Raw genomic sequence first — 19,819 nt, 5'->3', positions numbered from 1 at the left:
TTTTATATTACTAAAATCTGTGCAATATATAATTTGAAGAAATTCTGTAAATAGTTCTTCTTTAAATTGTGCATTTTGAAGTGTGAATTATTTTAATGTATCATTGTTCCTATACCTTCTGGAGTGAATAATTCTAGAAGGATTGAATGAGAAATACGTCCATCTAATATGATTGCTCTTTCAACGCCCATTCTGACAGCTTCGACGCAACAATCAATTTTAGGAATCATACCACCTTTAATTATGCCTTCTAAACATAACTTAGGAATTTGATGCAATCTTAAGCTATGATATAAAGTAGAAGGATCACTAGGATCTTTCATAACTCCTGGAACATCAGTTAAAAGCATTAATTCTTCAGCTTTTAGAGCAGATGCAATTTTTGATGCACATGTGTCAGCATTTATGTTATATGCTTTATTATCATCTTCGCCTAGAGCTACACTACCTACTACAGGAATGTATCCAGAGCTCATAGCCATTTTTAATATATCTGTATTTACTTCAGTAACTTCACCAACATAGCCAAGATCAACATCTGATTTTAATTTTTTAGCTTTTAGTAATGAACCATCCATACCGCATAATCCAATGGCTTTTCCACCAAATTTCTCAATCAGTGATACAAGATTTTTATTTACTTTTCCGCCAAGAACCATCTGAACTACTTCAATTGTTACATCATCCGTATATCTTAGTCCATTTATGAATTCACTTTTATGATTCAATCTTTTTAGTAAGTCAGATATGTCAGGGCCACCACCATGAACTACAACAGGTTCTATTCCGACGCATTTCATTAATATAATATCATTTATAACAGTTTCTCTAAGTTCTTCACTTATCATAGCATTTCCACCATATTTAACTACGATAATTTTTCCACGATATTTTTGAATATATGGAAGAGCATGAACTAGAATTTCAGCTTGTTGTGTATGATTTAATTCCAAAAAAATCCCCCCTCAATTTAGTCAATTCATGATTCACAATTCACAATTAGAAAAGAAAATCCTTTAATGGATTTTAATCCTTAATTGTGAATCGTGAATTTTGAATTGTGCATTGAATTAACTTCTGTAATCGCCATTAATTTTTACATATTCATAAGTTAAATCGCAGCCCCAAATTACTGCCCCATATTTTCCGGAGTTTAGATTTATATCAATTATTATTTCATCTTCACTTAATATTTCTTTTGCTTTATCTTCATCAAAATCTAGAGAACTACCAGATTTACATACATTTAATTCACCTTTTGAACTTTGGAAAGATACATCAACTTTTTCAGGATCAAAGTTAATATTTGCATATCCAAGAGCACAAAGAACTCTACCCCAGTTAGCATCACTTCCAAACATAGCTGTTTTAACAAGTGGAGAATTTATAACACTTTTCCCTAAAATAGAAGCATCTTCTTCAGTTTTTGCACCTGAGATTTTACATTCTAAAAGTTTAGTAGCACCTTCACCATCTTTAGCAATATTTCTTGCCATTATTGTATTTAAATCTGTAAGTGCTTTAAGAAAAGTTTCATAATCTTCATTTTTTTCAGAGATAAGATTATTTTCAGCTAATCCATTAGCTAATATAAATACAGAATCATTTGTACTTGTGTCACCATCTACACTAACTCTGTTATAAGTAACTTTTACGCAAGATTTAAGAGCTTCGTCTAATAACTCAGGAGTAATTGCAATATCAGTAGTAATAAATGAAAGCATTGTCCCCATATTAGGTTCAATCATTCCTGAACCTTTAGCCATAGCTCCAATAGTTACTACCTTATCACCAATGGTAAATTCTAATGCTAATTCTTTTTTTACTGTATCAGTAGTCATGATAGCAGAAGATGCATCATCATGACCTTCTTTAGATAATTTTTGTGTAAGGAGTGGAATTCCAGATTTTATTGCATCAATATTTAAGGGAACCCCAATTACCCCTGTAGATGCAACTAAAATGTCATCTGCTTTTAAATTTAATTCTTTAGCTTGTAGACATGTCATTTTTTTTGCTTTATTCAGACCATCTGTGCCATTACATGTATTAGCATTTCCGCTATTAACGATTATTGCTTGAGCTTTTTTATTAGATAAATGATCTTTAGAAATTGATATTGGAGCTCCCTTAACTTTATTTTTAGTAAACATACCAGATGCAGCAGCAGGAACTTCAGAATATATCAATGCTAAATCCTTTTTTAAATTGCTTTTTTTCAATCCACAGTGAATACCAGATGCCAAAAATCCTTTTGGAGCGGTAACTCCACCTTTTATATAATTAAAATTCATAATAATAACCCCCTTCGTCAATGCACAATTCAAAATTCAAAATTCACAGTTGTAGTTATTGTAGTTTTTGATTTGAATTGTGCATTGATTAATTTATGTTGGTAGTTTTTACAATTGAATGTAAAATCCTGCATAGTTCTTTACAATTATTGTATAAGAAATAATAATGTTTAGTATCTAAATAATCAGATTCAATTAATAATTCAAGCCAATATTCAGTTTCTTCAGCTTCCTTTAAAGCTATGTTCATTTTGGACAAGAAATCACGCCGTGATTGACCTCTTAGGATTTCTCTAACATTAGCACCTATACTAGTACCTGAACGGAGTATCTGTTTTGATAAAATAAATTCTTTTTGTATCACGGTTAAATGTTTATATAAATTAATGATATCCAATGCAAATTTAAAAGATTTCTCTCTTACTATATTTTCACTCAGAAAAATCACTCCTAGATAAGTATTTTGTTATAAATACTTAACCAAAGAAATGAAATATATTCATTTCTAAAAAAACAAGTAATTAATATTATTTAATTGTGAATTGTGCATTGTGAATTGTCAAAAAGCTGGTGCAATTAAATTAAGACCTTCAGTTTCATCAAAACCTAAAATTATATTCATGTTTTGAATTGCTTGTCCAGCAGCCCCTTTTATCATGTTATCAATTGTGCTACAAACTATTATTTGATCTTTTCTGTGATTCAAATGTAATGAGATAAAGCAGTCATTTGATAAACGTACATTTTTTATTGATGCTGTTTCTCCTAATGGAAGTATGTTTACAAATGGCATATCTTTATAAAAATCAATGTATAGTTTATGAATTTCTTCAAGATCTATTTCTTTTTTAGGTGTACAATAAATAGTTGATAGAATTCCTCTATTTATAGGTAGTAAGTGAGGAGTGAAAGTTATAGTAACTTTTTCATCAGCTATGGTAGATAAAATTTCTTCTATTTCAGGAGTGTGTCTATGAGTCCCAACTTTATATGGTGCAAATGTTTCATTTTCTTCAGGAAAATGTGTAGTTAAAGTTAAACTTCTACCTGATCCTGTAGTACCTGATTTAGAATCACAGATAATATTTTTAGTTTCAATTAAAGAATTTTTTAATAGCGGCATTAAACCTAAATTTATAGTGGTAGGGTAACAGCCGGGATTCGCAATTAATTTACAGTCTTTAATTTTTTCTTTATTTAATTCAGGTAGACCATATATACATTTTTTGTGTAATTCAGGTTGAACAAATTTCTTTCCATACCAAGTTTCATATTCAGATTCATCTGATAATCTGAAATCAGCTCCCATATCAATACAGATTTTATTATTATCAATTGCTTTTTTAGCTATATCTTCACTTAATCCATGAGGTAGAGCAGTAAAGATAACATCACTTTTTTCAATAACCTCATCAGCATTTCCGCAAACTAAGTTTGTTTTATTAAAAAAGGTTTTATATACATCACTAATTCCCTGCCCCTCAAATGAAACAGAGCTTAATGCTGAAACCTCAACATTAGGATGTGCAAGTAATAATCTTAAAAGCTCAGCGCCTACATATCCAGTAGCACCGATTATTCCTATTTTAGTCATTTTAAAATATCCTCCTTAAAGTAAAATCAATGCACAATTCACAGCATTATATATATTAAGAAATAACAAATGTATAATAGAAGGAGATTCTAAATATATATTGTGTGGATTGTGCATGATATATTAACTTTAGATGTTTATATAAATATAAACTAGCTTTCTTTATACTTATTGATGAAACTTTCTAAGGCATCAATTTGAATCTTAACTGATTCAGTAGAAGGACCACCAATTACTTTACGTTCTTCAACACAAGTTACAAGGTCAATAGCTTTATATACATCATCTTCAAAGATAGGAGAAAATTCTTTTAACTCATCAAGGGTTAATTCTTCAATCATCTTATTATCTTTGATGCATGCAAGAACTATTTCGCCAACTATTCCATGAGCATCTCTAAATGCAGCACCTTTTTTAACTAAATAGTCAGCTAAATCAGTTGCGTTAGTGAAGCCAAGTCCAGCTCCTTTTCTCATATTATCTTTTTTTACTTTCATGGTCTTAATCATTCCAGTAAATGTTTCAAGAGCTAAAGTGACAGTATCAATTCCATCAAAAAGAGCTTCTTTATCTTCCTGCATATCTTTGTTATAAGCAAGGGGAATTCCTTTCATTACTGTAAGCAAAGTCATAAGATCACCATAAACTCTTCCAGTCTTACCTCGAACTAATTCAGCAACATCAGGATTTTTCTTTTGAGGCATTATAGAACTTCCAGTGCTATATGAATCATCAAGTTCTATAAAACTGAATTCATTTGTGCACCAAAGAATAATTTCTTCAGAAAATCTAGAAAGATGCATCATTATCATTGAAAATGCAGATAATGCTTCAATAGCATGATCTCTATCAGATACTGCATCTAAACTATTTAATGTTATTTTAGAAAAACCAAGGGTCTTTGCAACAGATTCTCTGTTCAGAGGATATGTGGTTGCAGCTAATGCTCCAGATCCTAGAGGCATAGTGTCCATTCTTTCATAGCAGTCAGCTAATCTAGTAACATCTCTCTTAAACATTTCAGCATAAGCTAAAAGATGATGAGAAAGTGTAATAGGCTGAGCTTTTTGCATATGAGTGTATCCAGGCATTATTGTATCTATATTCTCTTTAGCTTTTTCAAAAAGAACTTCTTCTAATGCTATAAGATCATTTTGAATAGATTTAAGAACTTTTTTTAGATATAGTTTTAAGTCTAAAGCAACTTGATCGTTTCTACTTCTTCCCGTGTGTAGCTTTTTGCCGTTTTCTCCAATATAGTAAGTCAAAGTACCTTCAACAAAACTATGAATATCCTCAGAAGTCATATCAATTTCAATTGTGCCACTATCAATTCTTTTCAAAATTTCAAGAAGGCCAGAGATGATTCTATCACTGGCATCCTTTGGAATTATACCTTGTTCACCAAGCATTGATGCATGTGCGATACTTCCTTCAATGTCTTCTTTATACATTCTTGAATCAAACGGAATAGAAGAATTAAAATCGTTAACTAATTTATCAGTACCTTTTTTAAAACGTCCACCCCAAAGTTTCATTATTATTTTCCTTCTTTCTTTAGTTTCTCTTGCATTTTAGCTCTAACAACAGTTGGAAGACCAAATAAGTTAATGAAGCCAGCAGAATCACCTTGATCATAAACACCATCTTCACCAAAAGTAGCATATTCTTCACTATATAATGAGTAAGGTGAAGTCATACCAGCATTTACAATGTTTCCTTTATATAACTTTAATTTAACTTCTCCAGTTACTGTTTCTTGAGTCTTATTAACAAATTCAGTTAATGCTTCTCTAAGAGGAGTGTACCATTGACCATTGTATACAAGATCAGCAAATTTTAATGCTATTTGTTCTTTGTAATGAGAAGTTTCTTTATCTAAGCAAAGTTCTTCTAAGTCTTTATGAGCTTTATAAAGAATAGTTCCGCCTGGAGTTTCGTAAACACCTCTTGATTTCATGCCAACAAGTCTATTTTCAACCATGTCAATAATTCCAATAGCATTTTCTCCGCCAATTTCATTTAATGCTTCAAGGAGTTCAGCAGGCTTCATTTCCTTACCATCTAAAGCGACTGCTTTACCTTTTTCAAATGTTAATGTTATATAAGTTGCTTTATCAGGAGCATTTTCAAGTGTTTTAGAAAGCTCTAATATTTTTTCATAATTTGGTTCATTTTCAGGAAATTCTAAATCTAAACCTTCATGGCTTAAGTGCCATATATTTTTATCCTTACTGTAGTTTGTTTCACGATTAATTTTTAAAGGAATATTTCTTGCTTCTGCATATTCAATTTCATCTTCTCTTGATTTAATATCCCAAGTTCTCCAAGGAGCTATAATATCTAAATTTGGAGCAAAAGTTTTTACTGCCATTTCGAATCTAACTTGGTCATTTCCCTTACCAGTACATCCGTGACAAATTGCATCTGCACCTTCTTTTTTTGCAATTTCAACTAATTTTTTACCGATTATTGGTCTTGCAAAAGAAGTTCCTAAAAGGTATTTTCCTTCATATATTGCACCAGCTTGAATAGTAGGGAATATATAATCTTCTACAAATTCATCTACTATATCAGCAACATATAATTTTGAAGCTCCAGTTTTTATTGCTTTTTCTTCTAAGCCTTCTAATTCATCAGCTTGTCCAACATTACCACATACTGCAATTACTTCACATCCATAATTTTCTTTAAGCCATGGAATTATAATGGATGTATCTAAACCTCCTGAGTATGCTAAAACAACCTTGTTATACTTTTTCATCGAAAAAATCCCCCTTCGTATCTATCTATAAAAATATAAAATAAATGACTAATTGTAATTATTTGCTTGTTTATAATTATACATTTTAAAGAATAAATAATCAATAGAAAAATGAAAAAATATTCATCCTATTTTAATAATATTCATAAAAAATAAAAGTGTGACTCAAAAAATATTAAATATATAAAGAATATTATGAGTATTTAGCAAGGAAAGAACTAAAATATATATGCATAAAATTTGCATGTACTGAATAAAAATGCATATAAAATTCATTTAAAAAAATAACTATATTACTAAAATAAATATTTTTAGTAATATAGTTATTTTTTAAAAGATATTATCTAATCCAGGTTTTTGAAGATGTTTTACCGTTTCCGCTCCGTATTTAATAACGTGAAGAGATGCATTAGCTTCACTAATATCATCATGTGAAATATATATACTTAATTTAACAGCTTCATTTTTTAAAGTATCAAAATCTTGATGATTAACATAAATTGAAGTTATTAAGTCATTTTCTTTCAAAAAATCTATTAATTCTATAGATTTATCATAAGCGAGTTCTTTATCTTTATCTAAGAGTATTAATTCAATTTCATCAGTTTTATCCTTAATATCATCGCATAAATCTAAGACAGAATTATTTATAAATATTACAGCAATTAATAAACTAAGAAAAATAACTACAGAGATTATGGCATTCTTCATTTTTTACACTCCTTTTCGTAGTCACCGTATAGTTGAAATTTAAATTTTCCTTCTGTATCATACATAGCGATAAGGACTTCATCTATTGAAGGAATATTATGACGTTTTAAAACACCTTTAATCCATTCTTCATCTTTATTTATACTGGTTAAAGAACTTTTGTTTATTTTACCATCAGATATTAAAACCTTAGGGAGCTGAGCATCTGGAGTTTTTGAAGTATTATCTTTCTTGTCTGTGGTATTACTTCCACTGGCACTGCTGGAATTTTTGGTCTGATTACAGCTGCAGCTAGAAGATGATGAACTGCTATTTGAACTTCCACTAGAGCTATTATAATTTGCAGGAAGTATAGATAATTGCCCGCTGTTTTCTAAAATTGCATATTGTATTTCATCTAAATTAAAGTAATTAGCAAGTCTTAATTCTTCAAATAATTCGTCTATATTTAGTTGTTGCTTTTTTAAAGCTTGATAATTGATCTTTCCTTTATATATAAGAATACATGGAGCACCATCTAGAAAATCTCTCGCACGTTGAAATTTTAATTCTACTTGTGTTATGATGGTTTTTAAAAATAATAAGGTTACTATTGGAATAATTCCTTGGAGTAGTGGAAGTCTCTGATCCTGCATAGGCAAGGATGCTAAATCTGATATCATTATAGTTATTACAAATTCATATGGTTGAAGTTCTCCGATTTGTCTTTTTCCCATTAGTCTCATGGTTATAACTACAAGTAAATAAAGCAATGCTGTTCTAATAAATACAATAATCATAAAAACACCTCACAAAATTAATATGTGCAAAATATATAAAATAATTCATAATAGTTAGGACAGCTAATAAGAAAATTACATTTATACTTTTTAAGATAAATGTATATAATAGGAATAGAAATATTAAAACTAAATACGATAATATAACTAATTATGAATAAATGATGATTAAAGAAAGAAGGAAAATTAATGATAAATAACAATGGAGTTGTTTTAGATAAAAAGAAAATTACTTTTTATGAATCATTGGAAGAAAAACATAGAGAAGATATTAAGGAAATTGCAGCATGCAAGTTAGATGGAAATATATATAATTTAAAAGATAACATACCAAATGACGGCAAAATAGAAATAGTTAAATTTGATACTGATGCTGGTATGAAGATATATATAAATACGTTACAATTTATATTTATAAAATGTGCATTAGATATGTTTCCAAATGCAAGGATAACATTGCAACATTCTTTTAGCAAATCAATATACGGTGAGATTTATAATGAATATGATATAAATGAAGAGGATTTGAAAAATATAAAATTAAAAATGATTGAATTAATAAAAAAAGATGTACCAATAAATACAATATCTGTTTCAAAAGAAGAGGCAATTAAAATATTTGAAAATTATAATATGCTAGATAAAATTAATTTGTTGAAATATAGTAATATAAATGAAGTGAGATTATATGAACTAGAAGGTCAGTATGATTATTTTTGTGGGAAAATAGCAGCTTCAACAGGTGTTATAAAAGCTTTTGATGTTGAAAAATATTTATCAGGATTTATATTAAGAAGACCTGATATAAGTGATTTAAATACAATTCCAAAACTTAAAAATCAAAAATCTTTAAATAGTATATTCATTGAAACTGAAAGATGGCTATCTATATTAGGAATAGGCGAAGTTGGTGAATTAAATAGAAAAATCGATGCAGGAGAGCTCCAAGATATAATAATGGTATCAGAAGCATTGCATGAAAAGAAGATAGCTAATATTGCTGATAGAATATATGATAAAAAGGATATTAAAATAATTCTCATAGCAGGACCATCATCTTCTGGAAAAACTACATTTGCTAATAGATTAAGTATTCAATTAAGAGTTAATGGAATGATACCTATACCACTTTCATTAGATAATTATTTTGTAAACAGAATAGATACTCCAAAAGATGAAAGTGGGGAATATGATTATGAAAATATTGATGCTCTTGATTTAAAACTTTTAAATTATGATTTAGAGCAGCTTATGAGTGGCAATGAAGTTGAACTTCCTATTTATAATTTTAAAACTGGCGAGAAAGAGTGGAATGGATATAAGGAACAATTGCCTGAAAATGGAGTACTTATATTAGAAGGAATACACGGACTTAATCCTAAATTAATATGGGATAATTTAAATAAGAATGTTTTTAAAATATATATATCAGCATTAACTCAGCTTAATATAGATGATCACAATAGAATTTCTACAACAGATTCACGAATAGTTAGAAGAATTGTAAGAGATTCTTTATCAAGAGGTTATGGCGCAGAGGAAACATTAAAGATGTGGCCTGCAATAAAACGTGGAGAAAAGAAAAATATTTTTGTTTATCAGGAAGAAGCAGATGTGATTTTTAATTCTACATTGGTATATGAATTAGGCGTTTTAAAACCTTTTGCATTAGAGGAATTAAGTAAGGTTCCGAAAGAAAGTCCAGTATATTCAGAAGCACTAAGACTTATAACATTTTTAAGTTTTTTTAAAGAAATAAATACAAATGATGTGCCGAAGAATTCTTTGCTTAGAGAATTTATAGGTGGATCTTGTTTTTATGAATATTAAAAATATTAATGTTGAATTATATTTGTATAATACAATTCAACATTATTTATTATATTTAAATTCATTTAATTAATCCGTTTTGAAAATATTCTAAAAACTTAAATCATCTATAATTTTTGAATGGAATGAAGTAGCAATCATATTATCCTATTTAACAGCTACAATGTTATTAGTTACTTCACAAAGGATTTGTTTGTATGATAGTACCTATTTCTAAAATGATATAATAAAGATATTATAATAATAAATAGATTCTGATGAATGATTATTAAGGTTGATATGATTTATTTCTAAGTGTTTACAGAATAAAGAAATCATAATAAAATATCGAATAATTTAAATTGAAATATAAATAGATTTGTTATACTATGATTATATGATGCTGAAATATTAGTAAAAAGGAGGCGTGTCATGGGTATTGTTGTTAATGAAGGGGTAGTGATACAAGCGTATAATAATAATATAGTTTGTGTAAAAATATCAGGAAAAGAAAAAATGCTATTTTCTAGGGGAATAGGATTTGGTAAAAAATTTGGTGATAAAATACCAAAAGGAACACAGGTTGAAAAAGTCTTTGTTATGGAGAATGAAGATAATCTTAAGAATTTTAAACAAGTTATTGAGAAAGTTGATGAAGAATTTTTTGGTTTATGTGAAAATATAATAACAGAAATATCAAGTGATTTAAATGAAGATTTGGATGAAAAGATACATATTGGATTAATTGATCACTTAAATTTTGCAATAAAGAGAATTGTAAATGGAGAAATAATAGAAAATCCTTTTATTACTGAGACTAAAGTTCTTTATAAAAAAGAATATATGTTAGCTGAAAAAGCAGCAAAAATGTTAGAAAATGAATTGGATTTATTAATTCCAGAAGATGAAATTGGACTTATAGCATTGCATATTCATTCAAGTAGAAATAGCGGAAACTTAAATGACACAATAAAGAGTACTAATTTAAGTAATATGGTAATTACCTGTGTAGAAAAGCAATTAGATATAAAAATAGACAAAGAAACCTTAAATTATGCAAGATTTGTAACTCATATAAAGTTTGCTATTAAAAGAATTTTGGCAGATTCAGAAATCGGTAATGACTTTATTTATGAGATTAAGTCAAAATATAAGGTATCTTATAAAATAGCGGAATCTTCAGCAAAGATATTAGAAAAATACCTTGATAAAGAAGTATCAGAGAGTGAGATAGCATACTTAGCAATGCATATAGAAAGGTTTAGAAAGGAAAGCAAGAATACTAAATTTAATATTAAATTTTTTAATAAAAAGAGTTGATTATAATAGATTTATATGGTAACATGTAAACATAAACAGAATACGTTTTTAATAAATAGCGTGTAACCGATTAGATTCGAGCATCAGCTGAAAAGGATAGGATTATATCTTGATCTATTCTTTTCAGCTTTTTTGTGTTCAAAAATAAAAATGTATATGAGAGTCTAGTACTCTTGTAATAAATATTTAATAAGGAGGGACTTCAATATGATGAAGTACTTACAAAAACTAGGGAAATCATTAATGTTACCTGTAGCTTGCTTGCCAGTTGCAAGTATATTAATGGGAATTGGTTATTGGATTGATCCATCTGGCTGGGGGGCAAACAATATAATTGCAGCATTCCTAATAAAAGCTGGAGGCTCATTAATCGACAACATGGGTATATTATTTGCAATTGGTGTTGGTGTCGGCATGTCTGATGACAACGATGGTACAGCAGGACTTGCAGGACTTGTTTCATGGCTTATGATTACTACTTTATTATCACCAGCCGTTGTAGCAATGTTTAAAGGTGTAGATGTTGCAGAAGTACCAGCAGCATTTGGAAAGATAGCAACACAATTTACAGGTATTTTATCAGGTATTATAGGTTCAAGTTGTTATAATAAATTTAAAGGCACTAAATTACCAGATGCTTTAGCATTCTTTAGTGGAAAAAGATGTGTTGCTATAGTAACAGCAGCAGGATCAATTGTTGCATCTTTGATATTATTCTTTGTATGGCCAATAGTTTATGGAGGATTAGTAAGTTTTGGGGAAGCAATCGTATCTACAGGAGCAATTGGTTCAGGTATTTATACATTCTTCAATAGGCTTTTAATTCCAACAGGTCTTCATCATGCACTTAATTCAGTATTCTGGTTCGACGTTGCAGGAATCAATAATATAGGAAACTTCTGGGCAGGAACTGGTACACAAGGCGTGACTGGTATGTATATGACAGGATTCTTCCCAGTAATGATGTTTGGTTTACCAGCAGGAGCTCTTGCAATGTATCATACTGCTAAAGATAACAAGAAGAAAGCAGTTTATGGATTATTATTAGCAGCGTCAATATCAGCATTTTTCACAGGGGTAACAGAACCTTTAGAATTCTCATTTATGTTCTTAGCACCAGGATTATACTTAGTTCATGCAATATTATCAGGAATTTCAGCAGTGGTATGTACATTATTGCCAGTAAGATGCGGATTTAACTTTAGTGCAGGTTTTGTAGACTGGTTCTTAAGTTTTAAAGCCCCAATGGCTGAAAATCCACTTTATATTATACCAATAGGCTTAGTTTTTGCAGTTATTTACTACGTTGTATTCCGTTTTGCTATTACAAAATTTAATTTAAAGACTCCGGGCAGAGAAGATGATGATGCTGAAGAAATGAATGCAGTACTTGCTAATAATAATTATACAGAAGTTGCATCTATCATATTAAAAGGTGTTGGAGGAAAAGAAAATATAACTTCAATTGATAATTGTGTAACAAGATTACGTTTAGAAATTAAAGATCAATCACGCGTAGATGAAAAATTAATTAAATCAGCAGGTGTATCAGGCGTTATGAGACCAGGTAAGACAAGCCTACAAGTTATAGTAGGTACGCAAGTTCAATTTGTAGCTGATGAATTTAAAAAACTATGTAGATAATAAATTGTTTATAAAGAAATATTTAAATAATTAATCATTTATAAGGATAGCATTCTAATTGCTATCCTTATTTCGGGTAAATTAATAATATTAATGTATTATTTAATAAGTTAGAAAAATATATATATTACAATAATAAAATTTCATTTAAGATGTTTACAGTCTAAGTAAATACCAGCCTACAAAATGTAGAAAAGTAATTGCAACATATATATTTAAATTTTTTGAGTTATAAAATTTAAATATTTAAATAAACTATGCTTATATTCTTATAAAAATGACAAAATAATTATATAATGTAGATACTTTAAATATAATATGTTTTAATAAATTTTGAGAAACATTACAATCGTTAAAAGTAAATAAGGAGAAATTCGATTATGAAAGGTATAGGAATATTTGATATACTTGGACCAGTAATGATAGGTCCATCTAGTTCACATACAGCAGGAGCAGCTAGACTTGGGAAAATAGCAAGAAGTATAGCTGGAGGAGAAATAGCAGAAGTAACATTTTTACTACATGGTTCTTTTGCAAAAACATATAGAGGTCATGGAACAGATAAAGCTTTGGTAGCAGGAATACTTGGGATGGAACCTTATGATGAAAGGCTTAGAGATTCTATGGAAATAGCAAAAGAATTAGGAGTGAAATTCCTATTTAAAGAAGCAGATTTAGGTGATGTTCATCCTAATACAGTTAAGTTTATAATGAGAACTGTAGATGATAACTATTGTGAAGTGATGGGATCTTCTATTGGTGGTGGAAATATTAAAATATGTGAGGTAAATGATAATGAAGTAGAATTTACAGGAATATATGAAACATTGATTATATCTCATAAAGATGTACCGGGGGTCATTAATTCAGTTACTCAGATTCTTTCAAGTGAAAATATAAACATAGCATTTATGAAAGTTTTTAGAGATAGAAAAGGCGAAGAAGCAACTATGATTTTTGAAATGGATAATAGGATAAATGAGGATGTTATAGATAAAATAAAAAAATTAGAATTTGTATTTAAAGTTATTGCAATTAGCCCAGTACAAGAAGAATAATAAATTGCTTTGGAATGCATATAATTTGAGATATAGTATTAAACAATAGCGTAAGAAGAAAGGTGGAACAGGTAATATGCTTGCAAGAACAGGAGAAGAGTTATTAGAATTATGTGATAAACATAATATTTCTTTAAGCGAGTATGCTATAAGATGTGAAGTTGAAGAGAAGGGATCAACAAGAGAGAAAGTAATAGAAAAGATGAGAAAAAACTTAAAAGTAATGAAGGATGCAGCAAAAGCAGGAACTGAAAAAGAAGTTTACTCACTTAGTGGCCTTATTGGCGGAGATGGACATAGATTAAATAATTACGCTAAAAATAAGAAGACTTTAACAGGAAGAGCTACTAATATAGCTATGGCAATGGCCCTTGCATCATCAGAAGTAAATGCTTCCATGGGGAAAATAGTTGCATGTCCAACAGCAGGATCATGTGGAATATTACCAGCAGTTATTTTAGCAGCAGGTGAAGTGTTGGAATTGTCAGAGGATGAAATGATAAATGGACTTCTTGCAGCTTCAGCTGTTGGAATGATTATTGGAATGAATGCAACCCTTTCCGGTGCAGAAGGAGGATGCCAGGCAGAGTGCGGATCAGCCTCTGCAATGGGAGCAGCAGCAGTAGTTGAATTAATGGGTGGAACTCCTAAAATGAGTTTAGATGCTGGGTCAATAATACTTCAAAATGTATTAGGTTTAGTATGCGATCCAGTAGCAGGTTTAGTAGAAATACCATGTGCAAAAAGAAATGCACAAGGTGCTATTACTGCTCTTTGTACAGCAGATATGGTGATGGCAGGGGTTGAAGCTAAAATACCTTTTGATGATGCTGTTGAAGCAATGTATAAAGTAGGAAAAAGTTTACCATCAGCACTTAGAGAAACTGCAATGGGAGGAGTAGCTGCAACAAAGGAAGGACTTAGGCTTAAAGAAAAAGTATTTGGAAAAAATAATGAGTAAAGAATGTAAAATATCTTGACTATTTTATAATATTGGTATAATGTTTAATTTGTGGATAAAATTAAATAATTTATAACTAGGGGAGCTGATACATCGGCTGAGATTGGAAAGATTGATTTCCTAGACTCTTATAACCTGATTTGGTTAATGCCAACGGAGGGAAGTACAAAATAATTGCGTGTATATTTATAATGTAACCCTTTGGGTTACATTTTTTTTTACGTAGTTTTTGTATAGTTTCCTAAAATTAAAAGATAAGGAGGCTGAAAAATGAACGAAAAGAGTAAAGCACAAAAAATTGCACTAAGTGGTGTACTTATTGGTATGGCTGTTATATTCGGAACATTCTCAATACCAATAGGAGCAGCAAAAATATCGCCAGTACAACATTTTGTTAATGTAGTTGGAGCAGTAACTCTTGGACCAATATATGCGATGTGTAATGCGTTTGTAGCATCACTTATACGAAATATATTAGGGACAGGCAGTCTGTTAGCATTCCCAGGTAGTATGGTAGGTGCATTATTTTCAGGTATTCTTTATAAAAAATTTAAGAGAATACTTGTTGCTGTAATTGGAGAAGTAGTAGGTACAGGAATATTAGGAGCATTACTTGCGTATCCACTAGCAGCAGCATTTTTAGGAAAAGAAGGAGCAGTAATAATGTTTGTAGCACCATTTATGCTTAGCTGCAGTGCAGGTGCAATAATTGCATATGTATTTCTAAAGATTCCTGTTATAGAACATACATTAATAAATAGAAGCTCGCATAATTTAGAAGCTAAAACTAACTAAATATTAAGTATTATATCTAAAACAAAGGATGTGAAGGTATGTATAGAGCATTAACAATTGCAGGTTCAGACAGTTGTGGGGGAGCAGGAATACAAGCAGATTTAAAATCATTTTCTGCAAATGGTGTATATGGAATGAGTGTTATAACTGCTATAACTGCTCAAAATACAATGGGCGTATTTGGGATACAAGATATAGAACCGCAAATGATAGAAAAACAAATAGACGTAATTTTTGAAGATATAAGAGTAGATGCAGTAAAAATTGGAATGGTATCTAAAATTGAATCTATAAAGGCTATAGCAAATGCATTAAACAAAGTTGAAGATTTATGTGATATTGTGTTAGATCCAGTTATGATTTCAAAAAGTGGATTTAATTTATTATCACCAGATGCAAAAGAAACATTAGTAAAAGAATTATTTCCACTAGCAACATTAATAACACCTAATCTTCCAGAAGCGGAAGAGATTTTAGGCGTTGAAATAAAGAATTTAGAGCAAATGAAGGATGCTGCTAAAAAATTAATTGAATTAGGGCCAAAGGCAGTATTAGTTAAAGGTGGTCACTTAGAAGATGATGCAACAGACTTATTATATGATGGTAATGAATTTGTATTATTTCCACAAGAAAGAATAAATACAACTCATACACATGGGACAGGATGTACATTATCATCAGCAATTGCTGCTAATATAGCTAAGAAAATGAATATAAAAGATGCAGTAGGTGAAGCTAAAAATTATATTACGGGAGCTATCAAAAATGGTTTTGAGCTTGGCAAAGGCGTTGGCCCAACTCACCATTTTTATAAATATTATTAATTAGTTGTACCCCTGAGGTAGATCAGGGGTAATAAAAAAATTGGGTTAAGTCTAAATTTGTTTAAAAATTCCCTTAGAATTCTCTAGGGAAATATTTAGGAGGAAAATTAAGATGAGTTATAAAACACAAATGGAAGCAGCTAAAAAAGGTATAATTACAAAACAAATGGAAATCGTAGCAGATAAGGAACAAATAGAAGCAGAAAAATTAAGACAACTTATAGCAGAAGGAAAAGTTGTAATACCGGCTAATGTTAATCATAAATCACTAAATCCAGAAGGTGTTGGCGATGGATTAAGAACTAAGATAAATGTGAACTTAGGTATTTCAGGTGACTCAGTAGATTATTGCAGAGAAATGGAAAAAGTTAAATTAGCTATTGAATATGGTGCAGAAGCTATAATGGATTTAAGTAATTATGGTAAGACACAAGAATTTAGAGAAAAACTAATAGAATATTCTCCAGCTATGATAGGAACAGTTCCTATGTATGATGCAATTGGATATTTAGAAAAAGATCTTTTAGATATTAAAGCAGAGGATTTTCTTGAAGTAGTAAGAAAACATGCAGAACAAGGTGTTGATTTTGTTACTATTCATGCTGGAATAAATAAAAGAACTATTTCTGTATTTAAAGAAGATAAAAGAAAGATGAATATAGTATCTAGAGGAGGTTCTCTTCTATTTGCATGGATGGAGATGACAGGAAATGAAAATCCATTTTATGAACATTATGATGAATTATTAGAAATTCTTAGAGAGCATGATGTAACTATTAGTCTTGGGGATGCTATGAGACCAGGATGTATTGATGATTCAACTGATGCAGGTCAAATTTCAGAATTAATGGAACTTGGCTTATTGACTAAAAGAGCATGGGAAAAAGATGTACAAGTTATGATTGAAGGACCGGGACATATGGCAATGAATGAAATAGCAGCTAATATGCAAATAGAAAAAAGACTATGCCATGGAGCACCATTTTATGTACTTGGACCATTAGTAACAGATATTGCACCAGGATATGATCATATAACATCAGCGATTGGTGGAGCTATTGCAGCAACCAATGGAGCAAACTTCCTTTGCTATGTTACACCAGCAGAACATTTAAGATTACCAGATATTAATGATGTTAAAGAAGGAATTATAGCATCAAAGATTGCAGCCCATGCAGCTGATATAGCAAATGGTGTTAAAGGAGCAAGAGATAGAGATAATGCAATGGCAGATGCACGTCAAAAATTAGATTGGGAAGCTATGTTTAAGGTTGCACTTGATGGTAATAAGGCTAGAGAATACTTTGAAAGCATTCCACCAGAGGATCAACACAGTTGTTCTATGTGCGGAAAAATGTGCGCAGTAAGAACTACAAACAGAATTTTAAATGGAGAAAAAGTTGAATTATTACAAAAAGAGAGTAAGTAGTTGAGAGCTGACAGTTAAGGCGTAAAGGTTACAGGTGTCAGCTGTCAAAAGGAGGGGTTTAAATGAGCAGTGAAATTTTAAATAAAGTAGGAAATTTATTAGAAAATATTAAGAAAAAGAAGCCATTAGTACATAGTATAACTAATTATGTTACAGCAACTGACTGTGCAAATATAATACTTGCTATTGGCGGATCACCAACAATGGCTGATTTTTCAAAAGAAGTTGAAGCAATAGCATCTATTTCATCTGCTGTAGTTTTAAATATGGGAATAATAAATGATGATATGGTTGAAGCTATGATTATTGCAGGTAAAAAAGCTAATAAATGTGGTATTCCAGTAATATATGATCCGGTAGGTGCAGGTGTTGCACCATACAGGAATAGTGTAGCTCAAAGACTTTTAAGAGAAGTTAAGATGGATATTATAAGAGGAAATATATCTGAAATTAAATTCATAAGTGGAATAAGTTCAGTTACTAAAGGTGTTGATGCATCTGAAAGTGATATGAATATGACTAATGAAGATAAAGTTAATGTAGCAAAAAATCTAGCACAAAAACTAAATTGTACAGTTGCAATTACAGGTGTAGAAGATGTTGTTTCAGATAGTGAAAGAAGTGTAATTTTATCAAATGGAAGCAAAATGCTTGCAAGTGTCACAGGAACAGGATGCATGACAAGTGCACTTTGTGGAGCTTATGCAGGTAGTGGGAATGATTATTTTATAGCAGCAGTAGGAGCTGTATTATCTATGAGTATAAGTGGAGAAATTTCAGAAGAAAAAAATAAAAATATTGGTCTCGGAAGTTTTCATGTTGGGATAATGGATGCAATAAGTAATATTACAGCAGAGATAATTAAGGATAGAGGAAAAATAACTTTTTTATAGAGTTTAAAAATAATATTGATATAAGCTGAAGCTTCAATAAATAAGCAAATTTTTAAGAATATAAGAATATATATTCTTAAGTTAAAAACCAAAATATTTGGTTTTATATTATAGTTTCATCTGCTAACATATGTGAGCCAAGCTTTATTTATATTTTTGATAAGCTTAATATAGTTTTGATCATTTAATTGAAGTTGTTATTATTATAGGAGGAATTTATTTTATGAAGCCTTATATTGATTATAGTGTATATCTTGTAACAGATAGAGACTTAATGAGTACGGAAACTTTAGAAGAAGCAGTTGAAGAAGCTATTAAGGGAGGCTGTACATTAATTCAGCTTAGAGAAAAAGAATGTTCATCACTTGATTTTTATAGTACAGCAGTTAATGTGAAAAAAATAACTGATAAATATAATATACCATTATTAATAAATGATAGACTTGATATTGCACAAGCAGTTGATGCAGCCGGGGTACATGTTGGTCAAAGTGATTTACCATTGACTATTGTAAGAAATATATTAGGAAATGATAAAATAATTGGAGTATCGGCAGGAAATCTTGAAGAAGCATTAACAGCTGAAAAAGATGGAGCAGACTATATAGGAGTAGGGGCGGTTTATGTCACAGGAAGTAAAAAAGATGCAACAGCAGTAACAATGGAGGAAGTCAGAAAAATAAGTGATAATGTTAAACTTCCAATGGTTGTTATTGGCGGAGTTAATAAAGAAAGAATAAAAGATTTTAAAGACATAAATATTGATGGAGTTGCTATAATTTCAGCAATAATAGCACAAAAAGATATAAAGAAGGCTGCTAAAGAAATTAAGGATGAATTTAATAAAATTAAAAAATAAAATTAATTTTGGAAATCTAATAATGCATAGAATAAATAAGGGACGTACAAAGTTTAGAGTGAAATAACCGAAATAAAGCTCTTAT

Annotated in this window: 18 protein-coding genes and 1 riboswitch; of the genes, 10 read left to right on the top strand and 8 right to left on the bottom strand. The window is 30.0% G+C overall.

Annotated elements, in window-relative coordinates; genetic code table 11:
* Nucleotides 1–92 precede the first annotated feature (92 nt).
* From argB to CNEONATNEC86_RS17955, 8 genes are all read right to left on the bottom strand, one after another.
* Nucleotides 93–953, bottom strand: a complete 861-nt coding sequence (argB, locus tag CNEONATNEC86_RS17990) for an acetylglutamate kinase (protein ID WP_058296531.1) — start codon at nt 951–953, stop codon at nt 93–95.
* 117 nt (nt 954–1,070) lie between these two features.
* Nucleotides 1,071–2,294, bottom strand: a complete 1,224-nt coding sequence (argJ, locus tag CNEONATNEC86_RS17985) for a bifunctional glutamate N-acetyltransferase/amino-acid acetyltransferase ArgJ (RefSeq protein WP_058296530.1) — start codon at nt 2,292–2,294, stop codon at nt 1,071–1,073.
* An 88-nt stretch (nt 2,295–2,382) separates the two neighbouring features.
* The gene (locus tag CNEONATNEC86_RS17980) at nt 2,383–2,733 is read right to left on the bottom strand and encodes a four helix bundle protein (protein ID WP_159136598.1); all 351 of its coding nucleotides are present in this window, start codon (nt 2,731–2,733) and stop codon (nt 2,383–2,385) included.
* A gap of 120 nt (nt 2,734–2,853) precedes the next feature.
* On the bottom strand, nt 2,854–3,888 hold the full coding sequence (gene argC / locus CNEONATNEC86_RS17975) for an N-acetyl-gamma-glutamyl-phosphate reductase (RefSeq protein ID WP_159136522.1): 1,035 nt from the start codon (nt 3,886–3,888) through the stop codon (nt 2,854–2,856).
* 152 nt (nt 3,889–4,040) lie between these two features.
* Nucleotides 4,041–5,426, bottom strand: coding sequence for an argininosuccinate lyase (argH, locus tag CNEONATNEC86_RS17970; protein WP_058296528.1), 1,386 nt, complete (start codon nt 5,424–5,426; stop codon nt 4,041–4,043).
* Nucleotides 5,427–5,428: 2 nt separating this feature from the next.
* Complete coding sequence (locus tag CNEONATNEC86_RS17965; RefSeq protein WP_058296527.1) at nt 5,429–6,652, bottom strand: argininosuccinate synthase; 1,224 nt, start codon at nt 6,650–6,652, stop codon at nt 5,429–5,431.
* 330 nt (nt 6,653–6,982) lie between these two features.
* Nucleotides 6,983–7,363, bottom strand: coding sequence for a DUF4363 family protein (locus CNEONATNEC86_RS17960; protein WP_125147537.1), 381 nt, complete (start codon nt 7,361–7,363; stop codon nt 6,983–6,985).
* On the bottom strand, nt 7,360–8,142 hold the full coding sequence (locus CNEONATNEC86_RS17955) for a YetF domain-containing protein (RefSeq protein WP_159136521.1): 783 nt from the start codon (nt 8,140–8,142) through the stop codon (nt 7,360–7,362). Before CNEONATNEC86_RS17955 ends, CNEONATNEC86_RS17960 begins: the two co-directional genes overlap by 4 nt.
* 189 nt (nt 8,143–8,331) lie before the next feature.
* On the opposite strand from CNEONATNEC86_RS17955, the gene CNEONATNEC86_RS17950 reads away from it, so the two are divergent.
* The 10 genes from CNEONATNEC86_RS17950 to thiE all read left to right on the top strand — a co-directional run bounded on the left by CNEONATNEC86_RS17950 (nt 8,332) and on the right by thiE (nt 19,734).
* The gene (locus CNEONATNEC86_RS17950; RefSeq protein ID WP_159136520.1) at nt 8,332–9,972 is read left to right on the top strand and encodes a nucleoside kinase; all 1,641 of its coding nucleotides are present in this window, start codon (nt 8,332–8,334) and stop codon (nt 9,970–9,972) included.
* A 411-nt stretch (nt 9,973–10,383) separates the two neighbouring features.
* Complete coding sequence (locus tag CNEONATNEC86_RS17945) at nt 10,384–11,271, top strand: PRD domain-containing protein (RefSeq protein ID WP_058296523.1); 888 nt, start codon at nt 10,384–10,386, stop codon at nt 11,269–11,271.
* Nucleotides 11,272–11,478: 207 nt separating this feature from the next.
* On the top strand, nt 11,479–12,915 hold the full coding sequence (nagE, locus tag CNEONATNEC86_RS17940) for an N-acetylglucosamine-specific PTS transporter subunit IIBC (RefSeq protein ID WP_159136519.1): 1,437 nt from the start codon (nt 11,479–11,481) through the stop codon (nt 12,913–12,915).
* A 380-nt stretch (nt 12,916–13,295) separates the two neighbouring features.
* On the top strand, nt 13,296–13,973 hold the full coding sequence (gene sdaAB, locus CNEONATNEC86_RS17935; protein ID WP_125147534.1) for an L-serine ammonia-lyase, iron-sulfur-dependent subunit beta: 678 nt from the start codon (nt 13,296–13,298) through the stop codon (nt 13,971–13,973).
* 76 nt (nt 13,974–14,049) lie between these two features.
* Entirely contained in the window at nt 14,050–14,934 is an 885-nt protein-coding gene (gene sdaAA, locus CNEONATNEC86_RS17930) for an L-serine ammonia-lyase, iron-sulfur-dependent, subunit alpha (RefSeq protein WP_125147533.1), read from the top strand.
* A 68-nt stretch (nt 14,935–15,002) separates the two neighbouring features.
* Nucleotides 15,003–15,113, top strand: a riboswitch (TPP riboswitch).
* Between the two features lie 91 nt (nt 15,114–15,204).
* Complete coding sequence (gene thiW / locus CNEONATNEC86_RS17925) at nt 15,205–15,729, top strand: energy coupling factor transporter S component ThiW (RefSeq protein WP_159136518.1); 525 nt, start codon at nt 15,205–15,207, stop codon at nt 15,727–15,729.
* A gap of 38 nt (nt 15,730–15,767) precedes the next feature.
* The gene (gene thiD / locus CNEONATNEC86_RS17920) at nt 15,768–16,553 is read left to right on the top strand and encodes a bifunctional hydroxymethylpyrimidine kinase/phosphomethylpyrimidine kinase (RefSeq protein ID WP_058296518.1); all 786 of its coding nucleotides are present in this window, start codon (nt 15,768–15,770) and stop codon (nt 16,551–16,553) included.
* 112 nt (nt 16,554–16,665) lie between these two features.
* On the top strand, nt 16,666–17,982 hold the full coding sequence (gene thiC, locus CNEONATNEC86_RS17915; RefSeq protein ID WP_125147532.1) for a phosphomethylpyrimidine synthase ThiC: 1,317 nt from the start codon (nt 16,666–16,668) through the stop codon (nt 17,980–17,982).
* A gap of 62 nt (nt 17,983–18,044) precedes the next feature.
* Complete coding sequence (gene thiM, locus CNEONATNEC86_RS17910; protein WP_125147531.1) at nt 18,045–18,875, top strand: hydroxyethylthiazole kinase; 831 nt, start codon at nt 18,045–18,047, stop codon at nt 18,873–18,875.
* A 223-nt stretch (nt 18,876–19,098) separates the two neighbouring features.
* A complete protein-coding gene (gene thiE, locus CNEONATNEC86_RS17905; RefSeq protein WP_159136517.1) occupies nt 19,099–19,734 on the top strand; it encodes a thiamine phosphate synthase in 636 nt (211 codons plus the stop codon).
* The last annotated feature ends 85 nt before the right edge of the window (nt 19,735–19,819 follow it).

Origin of the sequence: Clostridium neonatale (assembly GCF_900465025.1) — a bacterium.
Classification (GTDB): domain Bacteria; phylum Bacillota; class Clostridia; order Clostridiales; family Clostridiaceae; genus Clostridium; species Clostridium neonatale.
This window is presented reverse-complemented; position numbering and strand designations above follow the sequence as displayed.

Bases quoted from the DNA above. Each gene is read 5' to 3' on its own strand.
- argJ (WP_058296530.1), bottom strand. From the start codon at position 2,294: ATGAATTTTAATTATATAAAAGGTGGAGTTACCGCTCCAAAAGGATTT.
- argC (WP_159136522.1), bottom strand. From the start codon at position 3,888: ATGACTAAAATAGGAATAATCGGTGCTACTGGATATGTAGGCGCTGAG.
- argH (WP_058296528.1), bottom strand. From the start codon at position 5,426: ATGAAACTTTGGGGTGGACGTTTTAAAAAAGGTACTGATAAATTAGTT.
- CNEONATNEC86_RS17965 (WP_058296527.1), bottom strand. From the start codon at position 6,652: ATGAAAAAGTATAACAAGGTTGTTTTAGCATACTCAGGAGGTTTAGAT.
- CNEONATNEC86_RS17960 (WP_125147537.1), bottom strand. From the start codon at position 7,363: ATGAAGAATGCCATAATCTCTGTAGTTATTTTTCTTAGTTTATTAATT.
- CNEONATNEC86_RS17955 (WP_159136521.1), bottom strand. From the start codon at position 8,142: ATGATTATTGTATTTATTAGAACAGCATTGCTTTATTTACTTGTAGTT.
- CNEONATNEC86_RS17950 (WP_159136520.1), top strand. From the start codon at position 8,332: ATGATAAATAACAATGGAGTTGTTTTAGATAAAAAGAAAATTACTTTT.
- CNEONATNEC86_RS17945 (WP_058296523.1), top strand. From the start codon at position 10,384: ATGGGTATTGTTGTTAATGAAGGGGTAGTGATACAAGCGTATAATAAT.
- nagE (WP_159136519.1), top strand. From the start codon at position 11,479: ATGATGAAGTACTTACAAAAACTAGGGAAATCATTAATGTTACCTGTA.
- sdaAB (WP_125147534.1), top strand. From the start codon at position 13,296: ATGAAAGGTATAGGAATATTTGATATACTTGGACCAGTAATGATAGGT.
- sdaAA (WP_125147533.1), top strand. From the start codon at position 14,050: ATGCTTGCAAGAACAGGAGAAGAGTTATTAGAATTATGTGATAAACAT.
- thiW (WP_159136518.1), top strand. From the start codon at position 15,205: ATGAACGAAAAGAGTAAAGCACAAAAAATTGCACTAAGTGGTGTACTT.
- thiD (WP_058296518.1), top strand. From the start codon at position 15,768: ATGTATAGAGCATTAACAATTGCAGGTTCAGACAGTTGTGGGGGAGCA.
- thiC (WP_125147532.1), top strand. From the start codon at position 16,666: ATGAGTTATAAAACACAAATGGAAGCAGCTAAAAAAGGTATAATTACA.
- thiM (WP_125147531.1), top strand. From the start codon at position 18,045: ATGAGCAGTGAAATTTTAAATAAAGTAGGAAATTTATTAGAAAATATT.
- thiE (WP_159136517.1), top strand. From the start codon at position 19,099: ATGAAGCCTTATATTGATTATAGTGTATATCTTGTAACAGATAGAGAC.